10 protein-coding genes are annotated in these 15859 nt (G+C 71.8%); 4 read left to right on the forward strand and 6 right to left on the reverse strand.

The window, feature by feature from the left end; all coding sequences use genetic code 11:
- Window positions 1-135: 135 nt before the first annotated feature.
- Both EV384_RS05925 and EV384_RS05930 read left to right on the forward strand, forming a co-directional pair.
- On the forward strand, window positions 136-453 hold the full coding sequence (locus EV384_RS05925) for a WXG100 family type VII secretion target (RefSeq protein WP_109803084.1): 318 nt from the start codon (window positions 136-138) through the stop codon (window positions 451-453).
- A gap of 19 nt (window positions 454-472) precedes the next feature.
- Entirely contained in the window at window positions 473-766 is a 294-nt protein-coding gene (locus EV384_RS05930) for a WXG100 family type VII secretion target (protein WP_130330883.1), read from the forward strand.
- 110 nt (window positions 767-876) lie between these two features.
- Here the strand turns inward: EV384_RS05930 and mycP are convergent, their stop codons facing one another.
- Window positions 877-2082 (reverse strand): type VII secretion-associated serine protease mycosin, encoded by a 1206-nt coding sequence (mycP, locus tag EV384_RS05935; protein WP_130330885.1) that lies wholly within the window; start codon window positions 2080-2082, stop codon window positions 877-879.
- Between the two features lie 152 nt (window positions 2083-2234).
- Between mycP and EV384_RS05940 the strand changes: the two genes are divergently transcribed.
- Window positions 2235-5423 (forward strand): SseB family protein, encoded by a 3189-nt coding sequence (locus EV384_RS05940; RefSeq protein ID WP_130330888.1) that lies wholly within the window; start codon window positions 2235-2237, stop codon window positions 5421-5423.
- On the forward strand, window positions 5420-5785 hold the full coding sequence (locus EV384_RS05945; RefSeq protein ID WP_130330890.1) for a hypothetical protein: 366 nt from the start codon (window positions 5420-5422) through the stop codon (window positions 5783-5785). Before EV384_RS05940 ends, EV384_RS05945 begins: the two co-directional genes overlap by 4 nt.
- Window position 5786: 1 nt before the next feature.
- On the opposite strand, the gene EV384_RS05950 is transcribed toward EV384_RS05945, so the two are convergent.
- The 5 genes from EV384_RS05950 to EV384_RS05970 all read right to left on the reverse strand — a co-directional run bounded on the left by EV384_RS05950 (window position 5787) and on the right by EV384_RS05970 (window position 15581).
- The gene (locus EV384_RS05950) at window positions 5787-6719 is read right to left on the reverse strand and encodes an alpha/beta fold hydrolase (RefSeq protein ID WP_130330892.1); all 933 of its coding nucleotides are present in this window, start codon (window positions 6717-6719) and stop codon (window positions 5787-5789) included.
- 138 nt (window positions 6720-6857) lie between these two features.
- Entirely contained in the window at window positions 6858-7004 is a 147-nt protein-coding gene (locus EV384_RS35795; RefSeq protein ID WP_242623953.1) for a hypothetical protein, read from the reverse strand.
- A 214-nt stretch (window positions 7005-7218) separates the two neighbouring features.
- The gene (locus EV384_RS05960) at window positions 7219-9717 is read right to left on the reverse strand and encodes an immune inhibitor A domain-containing protein (protein ID WP_130340277.1); all 2499 of its coding nucleotides are present in this window, start codon (window positions 9715-9717) and stop codon (window positions 7219-7221) included.
- Between the two features lie 374 nt (window positions 9718-10091).
- Entirely contained in the window at window positions 10092-12365 is a 2274-nt protein-coding gene (locus EV384_RS05965) for an immune inhibitor A domain-containing protein (protein ID WP_242624436.1), read from the reverse strand.
- A 429-nt stretch (window positions 12366-12794) separates the two neighbouring features.
- Window positions 12795-15581, reverse strand: a complete 2787-nt coding sequence (locus EV384_RS05970; protein WP_130330896.1) for an immune inhibitor A domain-containing protein — start codon at window positions 15579-15581, stop codon at window positions 12795-12797.
- Between the last annotated feature and the right edge of the window lie 278 nt (window positions 15582-15859).

Consider the following 15859-nt stretch of genomic DNA (forward strand, 5'->3'; position numbering starts at 1 on the left):
GGCGGCTACCGTCAGCGACGAGTTCCGTCGAGCGCGCAGCCGTCCCGCCCCACGACGCCGGCCCCGCGCCACGGATCGTCCACGGCGGTCGTTCCCGCGACCAGCCACGACCGGAGGAGACGAGGTGACGTGCGGGTGTCCCAGACCCAGGCAGAAGCCGCGGTGATGCAGCAGACCGCCGCGAAGTTCGAGCAGGTGGACCAGTCGTTGCAGACCATGCTGAGCGGCCTGATGGCCGAGCTGGAGGTGTTGCAGCAGGCCTGGCGGGGCGCCGGCGGGCGTTCGTTCGAGCAGGTCAAGCAGCAGTGGTCGCAGGACCAGGCGGCGCTGCAGCGGGCCCTGCGGGAGACCGCCGCGGCGATCCGCACCGCCGGCCAGCAGTACGACGTCTCGGACACCGAGGCCGCCAGCCGGGTCGCCGGCACCAACCGCGGCATCCAGTTGCCGCTCTGACCACCCGGAGGGAAATCCGATGGACCACGGTGTGCTGGTCGTCAACTTCGCCGCGTTGCAGCAGGCCGGCGCGGACATCCAGAAGGCGCTGAACACGCTCGACAGCCAGCTCGGGCAGCTCGAACGGGACGCCGCACCGCTGGTGGCGAGCTGGAACGGTGAGGCCCGGGAGGCGTACGAGCAGCGGCAGGCGAGGTGGCGGTCCGCCTCGCAGGACCTGCAGGCGATGCTGCGCGACATCAAGCTGGCGGTGGACGACTCCGCCACCGACTATCTCGACACCGAGAAGCGGAACGTCAACCTGTTCCAGTGACGGCCGCGCGGCGGTGGGGTCGGGCAGCCCGCCCGACCCCACCGCCGTCCGGGTCGCCTGCCGGCTCTGCCAGGTCCCCGACCGGCTCCGGCTCTGCTTCCGCTGAAGGGTCAGGCCGGGCCGGCCGGGCGCCAGCGGCGGCGGGCGCCCCGGGGCAGCACCACCGCCAGCAGCACCAACACCGTCGCCGTCGCCCCGGCCACGCCGGCCACCAGCAGCGCCCGGTGCCGTGCCGTCGCCCGCCGGGCCCGGTGCGCCGCGGCGGCCGGATCGGTGCCGCCCACCGGGAGCGCGGCGGCCCGTCCGGGCCGGCCCGTCACCGGCCCGGGTGTCTCGGTGACCGCCCGGTACGGATTCAGCACTCCGGCGCCGTAGCCGTCGCCGCGCCCCGGGGCCGGGTCGGTGCTGCCGACGATCCGGCGGGCCACCTCGCTCCCGGTCAGCTCGGGGCGGTACTGCCGGAGCAGCGCCGCGGTGGCCGCCACGAACGGCGCCGCGTAGCTCGTCCCCTCCGCCGGGTGGTGTCCCTGCCCGGGGGCGGCCATCAGCACGTCGCCGCCGGGCGCGACCAGGTCGACGTACGGGCCGGTCTGGGAGAAGGGCGACCGCACGCCGTCCGCCCCGATCGCGCCCACCCCGAGCACCCCGTCGTACGCGGCCGGGTAGGGGCGGGGGTCCCCGCTGTCGTGGAGGTTGCCCGCGGCGGCCACCACGACCACGTTCCGACGGACCGCGTACGCGATCGCCGAGCGGACCGCCGGGTCGTCGGCGTAGAGCACGACGGAGAGGTTGAGCACGTCGGCGTCGTGGTCGACCGCCCAACGGATCGCCCGGGCGAAGTCGGCCGCGCCGACCGTCCGCCCCGACTCCCGCCCGTCGACCACCTGCTGCTCGCTGACCCGCACCGGCAGGATGCGGGCATCCGGCGCCAGCCCGCGGAACGCCACGCCCGGGCGGGGCGCCGCCGCGACGATGCTCGCCACCCCGGTGCCGTGGCCGGCGCAGTCCCGGGTGCCGTCGCCGCCCGGGTCGAGGAAGTCGGCGCCGTCGAGCACCCGGCCGGCCAGCTGCGGGTGTCGCCGGTCCACCCCCGAGTCGACCACCGCGACCACCACGCCGGCGCCGGTGGCCAACGGGGTGAGCCGGTCCGGGGCGTACCGTTGCTGGGGCCACGGCTGGTCGACCACCGGGCGGACCGGCGCGGGCGGCGCGGAGCAGGCCGGCGCGGCCCGGGCGGCGGCCGGCGGGGCCGGCAGGACGGCGGTGACGACCGCCGCCAGGACGGCCAGGGCCGGGCGCGCGATGGGCCGGGACATCGACCGCCTCCGTATCGTGGCGACTCCGGAACGCGATGTTAACGCCTCCGCGCCGGGCCGGTGGACCGACGATGGCCAGCCATCGTGATCTTGTTACTACCTTGTAGGTTGTACGCGATACCTATGGCCTGTTCGCGGGAGGAGAGGTGGCCGTGACCGGATGGGAACCGGCTACCGAGGCCGAGGTGGCGATGCGGGACGCCTTGCGCGCCCAGGACCAGGAGCTCTACTTCCGTATTCTGACCCGCGTCGACCTGCTGCTGCCGGTCTCCGCGGAGGCGCTCGCCGGGCAGACGCCGATGGGATGGGGGACCTGGACCACCGGCGGCCGGACGCACGTGCTGGCATTCACGTCGGCCACCGCCCTGCGGTCCTGCCTGGGCGAGAACGCGGGCACCACCCGACGCGTCCCGTACGCCGATCTCGCGGCGGACTGGCCGAACCACGAGTGGTGGCTGGCGGTGAACCCCGGGCTGCCGATCGAGGGCTATCTGCCCGCGTGGTTCGTCGCGCAGCTCTCCCGGGGGGATGTCCGGCTGCCCGGCCGGACCATGGGCGCCCGGGCCCGCCTCGAACGGGTCGAGACGGCCGGCCGCGCCCGGGCCAGCGCCACCGTGCCGGGCCGCGACGCCCCGGTCTCCCCGGCCCCCGGCACGCCGGTCTCCCCGGCTCCCGGCACGCCGGTCTCCCCGGCCTTCGGCGGGTCTGCTCCCGTGCCGCCGTCCGCTGCGCCGGAGCCGTCGACCGTGCCGATCCCGACCGCGCCGGCCCGGCCCGCGGTTCCGCCAGCGGCCGCCGCACCCGGCGTTCCCCCGGCGACCCGGCAGCCGGCGGCACCGGACGCCCGCGCGGCGCCCGCCCACCCGACATCGCCTACCCGGCCCGCGCGGATCGGCGGCGAGCCGGCCCGCTCCACGACCGACACCGGTGACCGGCGCTCCGGCGACCGGCCCGGGGCCGGCGCACCCACCGGCCGGAACGGCGCCGAGCCGACCGAACCGGTCGACCGTTCCCACCTCGCCCGGCCTGCGGCGGGGACGGAGAATGGCGCCGAAGGCCTCTCCGGCTGGCTCAGCGACCTCCGTCGCCGCCCCGACGACCAGGACCCGTTCGGCCCCGGCCCGACCTCCGGCCGGCCCGGGGCGGCGGCCGTGAACGGCGGGAGCCACGACCCGGCGCCCACCCCCGCCCGGTCCTTCTTCGAGTCCGCGTCCGGGCGGGTGTCCCGGCGGTCGTCGCCGCTGGACCAGCCGCACCGCACGGGTGACCGGGCCGTGCCGCCGTCCCTCCTCGGTCGGGGCGGCCAGCCGTTCCCGCGTCGCCGACCCCTCGCCGAGCCGGTGCCGGAGGAGGCGACCCGCGCGTTCCGGGTCGACGCCCCCGCCGAGCCGGCGCCGGAGCTTCCGCGCCCACGGCCCGAGCCGCCCGCTGCGGAGCCGACCATGGCGTTCCGTTCGGCCGACCCGGCCGCCGGCGGGGACCCCACCCTTGCCCTGCCCCGTCGTCGTCCTCCGACGGCCGGCGGAGGCCCTGGGGCGGACGAGCAGACCCAGCCGATCCTCGCCCCCGCCGGCCGCCCCGGACCGGCCACCCCGCCGTTCGTCGCCCCGGCGGAGCCCGAGGAGCTGCCCCCGTCGATCGCCGAGCCGGTCTCGGCTCCGCCCGCGCCCCGACGGGCCTTCTCGCCGATCGTGATCGAGGGCACCGTCATCGAGGCCCGCGACCTCACCGAGCCGGCGGGCGGTCAACCGGCGGGGCGGGCCGACCACCGTCCGGCCGGGACCGAGCCGGCGGAGACCGCACGACGGGAACCGTACGAGGTGCCGAGCGTCCCCGCCGCCCCGGCTGCCGTGGCCTCCGCCGACGCGGACCGGGCGGCCGCCTCCTGGGCCGGCCCCGCCGATCCCACCGTCTCGTTCGCCGTCGAGCCGCGGACCGAACCGACCACGCCCGCGACCGAGCCGACCGCCTCGCTGTACGCGCCGACCGCGCCGTCGGCTGAGCCGACCGCGCCGCTGTACGCGCCGGCCGAACCCGCCGCACCACCGGCTGAGGCGACCACGTTCGTCGCAGAACGGACCGCGCCGCTTGAGGCGACCCCGTCCGCGGCCCAGCGGACCGCGCCGCTGCCCGGGCCCACCCCGTCGCCGGCGCAGCCGGCCACCCCGCCCTTCGCGCCGACCGACCGTTCGGTCGGGACCGTCGAGCCGGCCACCCCGCCCGGTGAGCCGGACGCGCGGTCGGGCGAGACCGCCAACCCGACCAGGCGACCGGTCGAGCCGGCGTCGACCGTGGCCGCGGCGGGCGCCGGACCGCTCGTCGACCAGCCCACTGGGGCCGGCACGTCCCGGCGCGAGGAGCCGGCGCCGGTCGACTTCGTGCCGGCGAACGACGTCGAGGAGGACCTGCTCGGCGCGGCGGGCAGCGGCAGCACGGACACCTTCCTCTCCACCCTGCTGCTGGCCCGGGTGCTGCTGCCCGCCGCGCCGGACTCGGCGCCGGGCAGCCGTCCGGGTGACCCGGGCTTCGTCTGGCGGACCGAGGAGCTGGACGGCGAGACGTACGTGGTGGTCTACACCTCTCCGGAGCGGCTCGCGGCCCGGGCCGACGGGCCGGTCGAGACGGTACGGGTCAAGTTTGTCCAGCTCATCCGCCGCTGGACGGACGAGAGCTGGTCGTTCGCGGTCAACCCCGGGACCCCGGTCGGGGCGAAGTACCCCGGCGAGCAGGTCCTCGGGCTGGCCAACTGGGCCGCCGAGGTGGGGCTCGGCGACGACCTGGAGAGCGAGCCGGAGCAGCCCGTCGCGCCGGCGCCGGTGACCTCGGCCCGGTACGCCCCGCAAGCGCAGGACCCCACCCGCCCGGTGACCATGCAGAAGGCGGTCGCCGCGAGTCAGCTCGCCTACTACCTGGAGCGGGGCTACGACCGGGTGTCCGGCTTCGTGCACCGGGCCAACGAGCTGGCCCACCTGACCACCCCGGCGCAGCTGTACGACGCGCTCGGCCTCGGCCACCCGGACTCGCCCTTCTCCCGCGACGCCGAGGAGGTCTACGTGCTCCGCTGGCCGGCGTACCGGCCGAGCCTCTACCGCATCCCGTACGGCGGGCAGAACGAGGCCGCGATGCGGGCGATGGAGGGCTGGGTGATCGAGCGGCCGCCGTTCCGGGGCAACGGGTTCGCGCCCGGGGAGAGCAGCGACGTGGTCGCCGAGTTCAAGGTGGACAGCGCGCGCCTGCCGCACGGCGCGCAGCTCTGGCGGATCGGCGCGGACGGCACCGAGCGGGTCGTCGCCATCCTGGACGGCGACGCGCTGCTCTGGCGACGGGTCGGCGAGTCGTGACCCGCGACGGCTACGTGGCCCGCTGGCAGGGCCGGGAGTACCAGGCCAGCCCGGACGGCGACGACGTCCGGCTCTACCAGCCGGAGCCGGGCGAGGGCTTCGAGGAGGTACGCCCCGGCCGGTACGTCCGGGTGGTCCCGGCCGCCGAGGTCGACGACCTGGCGTACGTCCGGACCACCTGCACCTGGCAGGGGCAGCCGTTCATCGTGCTGGCCGAGCACGACGGCTGGCTGCGGGTGGAGTACAGCGGTGGACGCTGGCCGGTGGCCCGGGCGATGGGGTTGGAGGCCTTCGACTTCGGGGTCTACCAGGGGTGGGCGCCGGCGAACGAGGTGGCCGACCTGCGCGAGCAGCGGGTCTGAGTCAGGACTTCGTCCAGCGCAGGATCTCCCCGAGCACCAGGTCCTTCGCCTCCACGTGCGGGAAGTGGCCGACCCCGTCGAGCAGCCGCCACTCGTACGGGGCGGTGACGTACCGGCCGGAGCCCTGCGCGGTGCGCGGCAGGGAGGCGGGGTCCAGCGCGCCGTGCAGTTGCAGGGTCGGCGTGACCAGCGGCTTCTGCATCAGCCGGACGAACCGGTAGCCGTGCAGCCGGAGCACCGACCGGAACGCCCAGCGGTAGCCCTCCAGCGCGCAGAAGGCGGCCTGCGGGATCTGCATCGCCTCGCGGCAGCACCGGGCGTACGCCGCGAAGTCCGGGCCGTCCACCCACTGTGGCCCGCCCCAGCGGCGCAGAATCGCCTCGACCTCGGCGGCGTTGTCCCTGGTGAGCACGTGTTCGTACCGGGGAAGCTGGAACTTCAGCGCCGGGGTGGAGGCGGCGAACTGGCCGCGCGGGTCGGCGAAGATCGCGGCGCGCAGCCGGAGCGGGTGCGGGGCGCCGAGCACCACCAGCCGCCGGACCAGGGTGGGGTGGAACGAGGCGACCGTCCAGGCGATCAGGCCGCCGGCCCCGGCGCCGACCAGGGTCGCCGACCGTTCGCCCAGCGCCCGGATCAGCCCGGCCACGTCGGCGGCGAGGGTGTAGCCGTCGTACCCCCGGGGTGGCTTGTCGCTCGCGCCGTAACCGCGCAGGTCGACCGCGACCGCCCGGAATCCCGCGTCGGCCACCGCCGGCAGCAGGTCCCGCCAGGCCAGCCAGTACTCGGGGAAGCCGTGCAGGAAGAGCACCATCGGGCCGGTGCCGGCCTCGACGACGTGGAAGCGGCTGCCGTTGGCGCCGACGAACCGGTGCGTCCACGGCCCCTCGGGCAGGACGCAGGACTCGTCGACGGGTCCGCCACGCTGCTCGGTCACGGGGCACAGCCTAGGCCCCGCGGCACACTCCCCGACCCGGGCCGCCGTCCGCCGGGCCGCGGCCCTTCGGCGCGGCACCACCCGCGGCGTCGGGTTGCCGCCCGCGGTGTGCGCGCGCCGGCAGTTCAGCGGCGGGTCTCAGTCCGCGACGATCCGCATCGGCGTCCCCGGGCCGCAGTCGACCGACGAGGTCGGCGGCGCGACCCGCAGCGTCACGAAGCTGCCCACCCGCAGCTCGCCGGCCTCGGGGCCGTAGAGCGCGTACTCGCGGTCGTTCTCGTCCACCAGCCCGTAGCAGGGGCCGGTGCCGCCGCGGGTGATCCGGCCGGCGGGCGGTTGTCGGTGGGCTTGCGCGGGGTGCGGTCGGTCGTGCAAGGGTCGGCGGCACGGTGGCGGAGAGCGGGGTGGGCCGCCCGGCGGGCGCGACCGTTCCGCCGGACAGGGCGATGCCCGGGCGGGTGACCCGCCCGGGCATCGGGTGCTGCTGGTGAAACCTCGATCAGGAGATGCGGATCCGCATCGAGGTGCCATCCTGCTTGAGAACCCGGATCTTGATCCCGTTGACCGGGACCTTCACACCGTGGTTCGGCAGCTCCGGGTACCAGTACTGCTTGCTGTCGTCGAACAGCGGGGCAGCGGCCTGGCCGCGGATGTACTGCGGCTGGCTGTTCACGTGGAGGGTGAACGAGTCGGCCTTCTTGAGGCTGAACGGCGCGTCGTAGATCTGGACGCGGGCCCGCCAGGCGTTGCCGGTCAGGTTGTACAGCGGCTTCGGGCGCGAGTCGATGTTCAGGTTCCGACCCTCACCCGGGTGACCGCCGGGGTTGAACTTCTTGTCGTACGGCATGGTGTTGTTGTCCGCGTACCGGAGGTTCCAGTAGGTGATCAGCAGACCCGTCTGGTACGCGTAGTGGTCCACGTAGTCCGGCCGCGTGTTGGCGTAGCCGAAGTAGTACGGACCGGTCTTCAGGTACTGGTCGTACGAGACGTACGACCGGTTGCCCGCGATGTAGAAGTTGTCGAAGTCGCGGGTGTAGGTCTCCTCGACGATGCTGAAGCCGTTGAGGGCCCAGTCGCTCGCGCCGGCCTCGGCGCCGTCGGAGAGGACGGTCTGCCCGTCGGCGGTCACGGTGATCGCGTCGCCGTAGAAGCCGCCGGTGGAGACGCCGCCGTCGGTGATGTAGTGGTAGCGGAACTGCACGACCTTGCCCGCGGCCAGGTCCATCGGGACGGTGAGGTCGACCCAGTCGGCCTCGTCGTCGCCGTTGGTGTCGCTGTCACCGGTGAGGGCGTTGCGGCCGTTGCTGGTGGTCGGCGTGCCGTTGATCTTGAACGGCAGGGCCGTCCAGGTCTTGCCGGCGTCCAGCGAGGCCTCGAAGTACAGGTAGTCGTAGTTGTTCTCGATGTTGTAGCGGGCCTTCATCGACAGCGACGCGCTGGACTTCCCGGTGAAGTCGAACGTCCGGGTCATCGTGGTGTTCAGGTTGTCGTCGTTGCCGGAGAAGTACTGCCTGGTGCCCTCGGCCGGCTTGCCGTTGTTGAAGGTGTAGGTCCGCTTCGGGAGCACCACCACCGCGGCCTGGGGCTTCTTGGAGTTGTACTCCTCCCGGCCCAGGTCGATCGTCTGCGGGTCCTGCTTGGCCGGGACCACGGTCTCGTAGTCCAGCCAGCCGAGCTGCAGCTTGTTCCAGGCGCCCAGGTCGGCGCCGCGCTCGCCGATGCCGGCGTCGTTCTTGGCGCTGACCCGGCTCTGGGCCATCAGGGTCCAGTGCTCCTGGCTGTTGTCGCCGCTGGCGCCGGTGTTGTAGTCGTCCGGCAGGCCCAGGTCGTGGCCGTACTCGTGGTAGAAGACGCTCCGGCCGCCGTTCTCCGGCTGCACCGTGTAGTCGCCGATCCAGATGCCGGTGTCGCCGATCTGGGTGCCGCCGAGCGGCGCGCCGGCCGGGCCGGTCTCGCCGATGTCCGTGCCGTAGGCGTACCAGCGGTGGCTCCAGATGGCGTCCTCACCCTGCAGCGGGTCACCGTCGGCCTGGTCGCCGCCGGAGTGGACGATCTGGAAGTGGTCGAGGTAGCCGTCCGGCTCGTTGAAGTTGCCGTCGCCGTCGACGTCGTACCGGTCCCACTGGTCGAAGGACCTCACGTCGGCCGCGATCTCGGCGTCGGATCGGCCCTTGGCCTTTTGGTCGGCGACCCACTGGTTGGCGGCGTCCCGCACCAGCGCCCAGGTGTTCGGGCAGGTGGTGTCCTGGCAGACCGCCGGGTCGTCGTCCGGGTTCGGCGGGTCGTTCGGGTCCGGGTCCGGCACCGGGTCGTTCGACCGGCCGTACCGGGCCTCGTTGTACTTGACCTTGACCCAGTCGGTGACCTCGCCGTCGACCGTGTACCGGCCGGACGACTGGGCCTCGTAGTACTGCTTGAGCGACTCGTCGCCCGGCTTGGTGCCGAAGTACAGCTGGCGGAAGTGCTCCGCGCTGTAGTTCGACTGCCAGACGGTGGAGTTGTCCATCGCCCGGTTGGGGGCCGGGATCTGGTTGTGCAGCGGACCGTCGAACCGGGTCGGCCCGGGGGTTTCGGGGTCGGTGTCCTTGTCCGGGTAGGACGGGTGCCGCTCGTTGCCGAACTCGGCCAGGATCACGAAGATCCGGTCCGACTTTTCGCGCTGCAGCTCGACGTACTGGTCCTTCTGGCCGTTGCCGGCGCGGGCCGAACGGGCGTCGGCGCCGACTGCGCCGGCCGCGCCGGCGGCGCTCCTGCCGACCTTGACGACCGTGCTGCCGTTGATCTTCTGTGCCTTGGCCTTGCCGGAGAGGACCTCGCTGAGACCCTCCTGGCGCAGCGCCCGCCGCTTCTCCTCGAGCGGGTTGGGCATCTCGTGGTCGACCTGGGCGGGCTCGGCGACTGACGGTGCGGTCGTCAGTGCCTTGGGCTGCGGTGACGCGCTGGCGGTCGTGCCCGCCACCAGCCCCGTCGCCGTCAGTGAAAGCCCGAGCAGACCCACTGCGACTTTGCGCACGTGGTACCTCCGGTGTGAGGGAACCGGCCCAACGGGGGTACGGGCCGGTGAAGTGGTCCCACGAGTGGGACCAATGGTGAAGATAGACATTCCCGTTACGGGTGGGAAGACAGGACCGTCGATTTGTAGCAACTTCTTGTTGGGAATGCTTTTCACCGCCACAACCGGATCCGGCCATCGACGTCGATGAGCAGGGGAAACGGCGTCACGCCAAAGTGGAGTGACATCTGTCGTTCGCTGGACATGCGGAAGGGGCCGGTGGCATCGCCGCCACCGGCCCCTCCGGACGTGCTCCCCGATCAGTTGGTGACCTTCACGACCATGTCGCTGGTCGGGGTGGTGCCGCAGGATCTACCGGCTCACCCGCCGGCCGGCGGGTTGACCACGCTGACGGTCAGGATGTTGCCCGACTCCGCGGTGACCGTGGCCTGCACACCGTGGCCGGCCACCTTGACACTGCTCTGCGGATTCGCAGTGCTGTAGTACGCCGTCGGGTTGCTGTCGTCGAACGTCGGGATACCGGCGTTGGCCGGAGCACATGCCGCCAGGGTCTGGACGGTCTGCGACTTCCCGCTGCCCGCCAGCACCTCCTTGTGCAGGCACATCTCCGGCACCGACTGGGTCCCGAAGGTCGCGTCGAACGGCTGGCGACGGTTGCTCGGCCGGGTGCCGTCGGGGTAGGTGAACGGCGCGGGCCGGGCGTCCACCGGAAGCGCGGCGCCGCTACCCGGGTGCTCCGAGGTGTTGTTGTCCTCGACCGTGTGGTCGACGTACCAGACCAGCAGGCCGGGCCGGAACGAGAAGAACTCGACCTTGTTCGGCGCGGTGTAGGCGTAGCTGAACTGGTAGGGACCGGTGCGCAGGGTGTCGTCGTAACCGACGTACTGCCGGTTCTCGAGCAGGTAGTACCGGTCGGCCGTGGTCGACACCGTGCCTGTGGCGCGCTGCCACAGGCCCGTCGCGGTCCACCCACCGGTCTGCTCGACGTCGTCGGTGAACAGCGTCGTGCCGCCGGACTTGGCGACGATGTCGTCGAGGAACGCGCCGGCGAAGTGGACGCCGCCGTCCGTCTGGTACCGGAACCGGAACTGCGTGGGCACGCCGTTGGCGTCGTAGGAGAAGCGCAGCGTGGTCCAGCGTCCGCTGGACGACCCGGTGACCGGCTGGCCGGTGCGTGTCCAGGTCGTGCCGCCGTCGGTCGAGTACTCGCCGTACAGGTAGTCGTAGCCGGACTCGATGTCGTACCACGCCTTCGCCGTCACGGTGACCCGGGACGCGGCCGGTACGGCGTGCGAGAGCGACTCGTTCAAGTGGTCGGCGCTACCGGTCCACCAGGCGTACTGCCCCGAAGCGGGCGTCGTGTACGTCTTCGACGTGGTCGCGGACGGCAGGTTGACCTTGATCGCCTGCGCGTTGGCGGCGTTGGCGTCCTGGGCCGGGTCGAGCTGGACGGTGCCGCTCTGGCCGAGGTTGACGTCGCGGTAGTCGAGCCAGCCGAGGAACAGCTTCTCCTCCGGGCCCATCAGCCCGGGCGTCGTGCCGATGCCCTCGTTCGCGTCGGCGCCGTGGCCGAGCCACGAGCCGGAGCTCATCAGCGTCCAGAACGCGGTGCCGTTCTCGCCTCCCGCGGTGTCGTAGTAGTCCGGCAGTCCGAGGTCGTGGCCGAACTCGTGGGCGAAGACGCCGAGGCCGCCGTTCTCCGGCTCGGTGGTGTAGTCGCCGAGCCAGTACTTCGAGTTGCCGATCCGGGCACCGCCGGACAGGTTCCCCTGGTCGCCGACGGTCGGGCCGGTCAGGCCGTAGTCGCTCTGGTTGACGTACCAGCGGTGCGACCAGATGGCGTCGGCGCCCTGCGCGCCGCCGCCGGCGTCCTCGCCTTCACCGGCGTGGACCGCCTGGAAGTGGTCGATGTACCCGTCCGACTCGTCGTAGTTGCCGTCGTTGTCGAAGTCGTAACGGTCCCAGACGTCGAACTGCGCCAGGTACGAGTCGATCTCAGCCGCGGTCATGGTCTTGAGCGCGTTCTGGTACCAGGCGTTGCCGCTGTCCTGGATGAACGCCCACGAGCCGCCGTTGTCCTCAACAGCGTTGTCGCCGTAGTAGGACTCGTTGTAGGGGACCTGGACCCAGTCGCTGACGGTGTTCGTCACCGAGTACTTGCCGGAGGAGAGATCCTCGTAGTAGCGCTTCATCGACTCGCCGGAGCCGTTGAAGAGTTCCTCGTAATGGGGGGTGTTGAAGTCGGCGGCCCAGGTGGTGGAGTTGTCCACCGACCGGTCGGGCTGGGGGATCTCGTTGTGCAGGGGACCGGGAGCGGTGCCGTAGCGGCCCACGCTCTGCGTCCCGAACTCGGCGAGAATGGTGAAGATCTTGTCGGTCTTCTCGAACGCGACCTCAACGACGTTGTTCGTCTCGGCGTCGACCGTGACGTTGCCGTGCTCGTCGATCTCTGCCTCGCCCTTCGCGACCTTCGCGAGCGCGCCCTTACGCTTCTCGATCCACTGCTTCGTGAGCGGGCCGGGGCGGTTGTCCTGCCGGTGGGCAGCGGCGTTTGCCGGGCGCTGGGTAGCGCCGTCGTTCGCGACAGGCGCCGCGGCGGCCGGCAACTGCAAAGCAGCGACTGCCAACGCCACACCGGCCGCCCCGACGACAGCGGAGCTGCCCGCCGTGACTCGTCTCCTCAAAGGTCCTCCTCCTTTGTGGATCTGTTACATGACAGAGACAGCCAAGGCCATCACTGTCATGTCATGCGTCACTCACAATGACAGAGGTTTGCATCGTTGTCATCGGTCAATCACCTGAGGCGCTGCCCATCTTCTCCGGACAAAAGCGGACTAATGAGCGCACTGGTTTGGCGCCGGTTCACATTACGTTTCGGCCACGATCACCTAGCGTAATCGCGATTATGGGGGTCCCAAATGGGGAGCGTTGGGGGCAGCAAGAATGTCACACCAAAAGTTGACCGGATGCCGGGTGGCGTAAGACAAAGACGGGGCCCGTCCGGAGCAGTGTGCTCCAGACGGGCCCCGCCGTGTGTCCCGTCGGTCGACGGGCCGCTCAGATCAGTTGGTTGCCGCGGTGACGTGCACCGTGGCGTACGAGTTGTCCTTCGCGGCCTTCAGGATGGTGATGGAGACGCCGTACGCGGCGTTCTGGTCACCCGGGTTGCCCGAACCCAGCACAGTGAACCCGAGGTCGGTGCCGTAGAGGCCGGTCGCCGGGGTGCCGTCCGGGTTGGTGATCCGGGTGGTGTACGGCACGCCGTTCCGCGACGGGATGACCACCGAGGCGTCGCTGTCCCGGGCGAAGAGCCGCCCGCTGCGAACCTCGAGCCCCGGGTACCAGCCCTTCGCGTCGCTGAAGCCGGCCACCGGCGCCTGGGCGCCGAAGCTGGTGCAGTACTCGCTGTACGGCTCGTCCGTCGCCTCGAGGCACTCCTGGAAGGGGTACGTCGAGGTGAGCGAGAAGGCCGCGTTCGAGGACTGCGGACGGCTGGGCACGTTGTCGAGCGTCGACGTGTCCTTGACCGCCGCCTCACCCGCCCGGCGCAGCGGCTGGTTGTGCGAGTCGACGATCAGCAGGCCGCCCTTGGCGCCGTAGCTCGGCAGGGCGGTGAGCTGCGCTGAGACGTGGTTGACGTTGCCCAGCGCGGTGTCCCGGTACCAGACCAGCATGCCCGGGGCGTTGTACGAGATCCGGTCGACCTTCCAGGCCTCGTGCGAGTAGACCGTGTCGTAGGCGTACTTCAGGCCCTTGTCGAAGCCGTTGAAGTTGCGCCACTCGGCCAGGTAGTAGTGCGCCTTGACCTGGGTGCCCGAGTCGATGTGCCAACCCGCGCCGGTGGTGCCGGCCCAGCTCCCGCCGGTCTGGGTCCAGCCGTTCGCGCCGCCCTCGACGTCGTCGCTCCAGGTGGTGGCGCCGCCGCCGGTGACCGAGAAGTCATCGGCGAACCAGCCCCGCTCCAGGAACCCGGCGTCGGTGGCCTGCCGCAGCCGCAGCTGCACGGTCTTGCCGGCGTACCCCGACAGGTCGACGTAGTCGTGACGCCAGCCGTGGCTGTCACCGGTGAGGCCGTACTTCTTGCCGCCGTAGTCGCCCATCCGGCCGTTCGGGTCGGCGTAGCCGTCGTCGGTGGAGACGAGGTTGCCGGCGGCGTCGTAGACCTTCAGCTCCGACCAGTTGGTCCCGCCGTCGGTCGAGACCTCGACGAAGCCGTAGTCCCAGTCCTCCTCGATGACGTAGTTGTTCCACATCCAGAACTTCGCGTCGGCCGCGGCCGGCACGTCGACCTGGCGGGACAGCTTCACGTCGGCCCAGTCCTGGTCGGCGCCGCCGTACCACATGTTGGCGCCGCTGTGCGGGGTGGCCAGGGTGATCACCTTGTTCGGCAGGTTGACCTTGATGCCGTCCTTGGTGCCGACCGGGGTGTTCGAGGTCTGGCCGAGCTGCACGTCACGCGGGTCGGAACCCGGCGTGACGGTCAGCGGGTCGGCCCAGCCGAGCACCCACTTGTCCCAGAGGCCCATGTGGGTCGGCAGCGCCTGGAAGATCTCGCCGGTGTGCGAGCCGGACGCCATCAGGTCCCAGAAGTCGACGTCCGAGTCGGAGCCGGGGGTGCCGGAGGTGTCGTAGAGGTCCGGCAGGCCGAGGTCGTGGCCGAACTCGTGGGCGAAGACGCCGACCCCGGCGTCCTCCGGCTGCACGATGTAGTTCGAGACCTTCACCTTCGTGCCGGGGATGCTGTAGCCGCCGGCCACCGCCGACGAGTGCGCCCAGACCGCGTAGACGCCCTGGTCGCCGCCGCCGCGGGACTTGCCCATTCCGGCGTGCACCAGCACCAGGTGGTCGATCACGCCGTCCGGCTCGTTGACGTTGCCGTCGCTGTCGACGTCGCCCTGGTCCTCGATGTCGTAGTCGGCCCACGGGAAGCTCGGGTCCATCTTGGCCAGCGCGTCGACCGCGTCCGTGGCCAGCCGGCCCGCGCCGAGCGGGTTGTCCGGGTGGCCGTTCATCGACTGCATCGCGCCGGCGACCCACTCGCCCTTGTCGTTCTTGAAGCAGCGGGACGCGGCGTACCAGGCCTCCGAGTGCGGCACGGTGATCCACGGGCTGGCCTGCCCGTCGACCGTGTACGCGCCCTTGGACATCTCCAGGTACATGTTGTGCATCGTCCGGCCGGCGAGGCTGACGCCCGGCTTGCCGTCCGGGCCGGTCAGGTCCTTGCGGACCCGCTCGGTGATGCCCTCCTTGGTGTAGAGCATCTTGTCGAAGTGCTCGGGCGAGAAGTCCGGCACCCACATGGAGTTGTTGTCCTCGTGGGGCAGGGTCGCCGGGTCCGGGATGCCGTTGTGCTTCGGTCCGTTCTGCACGGTGCCGGGGACGCAGCTCCGGTCCTCGAAGACCGTCTTGGGGACCATCACGTCGGTGAAGTCGTCGTTCGCCTGGTCGTTGAACTCCACCAGCAGGGTCAGCAGCTTGGCGGTCTGGGTGCCCTTGGCTCCCTTGATCTGACGCGGGTTCTGTCCGGTCTTGATCGCCTTGGCCTCGAGCTTCGCCAGCTCCCGTGCGGCCACCGGGTTACCGGTGGCGTACTTGCGGTCGTAGGCCCGGGCCTTGTCCAGAGCCGGGGCGTAGACACCCCCTGCGCCCTTGACCTCCGGGCCGCTGGTGTCCGGCTGCACCGCGGGCTCGGCGTAGTTGATGTAGAACTCGTCCGACCCGACCGTGGCGCGGGCGGGACCGGACTCCTGGGCGGCCGCGCTGCCCGTCACGGTCAGTGACGTGGCGGCGAGGGCGATGGCGGGCAGCGCGACGAGTAGGCGTCGCCGCCGATGCGGTGTGGTATTCATGCCGCTCCAAATCCTGGGGGCGTGAGGGAGGGATGATCGGAAAGGTCCATGTAGTGGCGAGCGCCACAGCGGGCCCGATCCGGGCGAACATAGACAGAAAGATTGCCGATCAGCAAGTAATGAGACGACGGTCCATCCGTCCGGGCGGGTCGAGATCGACCGATCGGTCGTAATCGTGAGCCGATCACATGTGTCACCCCGATGCGATCGGGCGCGACGACGGCCCGCCGGAGCCCTTCCGTACGGCAGGGCAGACACAGAGGCGGGCGGGGACGGCA

The organism is Micromonospora kangleipakensis (genome assembly GCF_004217615.1).
Classification (GTDB): domain Bacteria; phylum Actinomycetota; class Actinomycetes; order Mycobacteriales; family Micromonosporaceae; genus Micromonospora; species Micromonospora kangleipakensis.

Excerpts from the sequence above, each read along its gene's own strand:
- EV384_RS05930 (WP_130330883.1), top strand. The coding sequence starts at position 473 with ATGGACCACGGTGTGCTGGTCGTCAACTTCGCCGCGTTGCAGCAGGCC.
- mycP (WP_130330885.1), bottom strand. The coding sequence starts at position 2,082 with ATGTCCCGGCCCATCGCGCGCCCGGCCCTGGCCGTCCTGGCGGCGGTC.
- EV384_RS05970 (WP_130330896.1), bottom strand. The coding sequence starts at position 15,581 with ATGAATACCACACCGCATCGGCGGCGACGCCTACTCGTCGCGCTGCCC.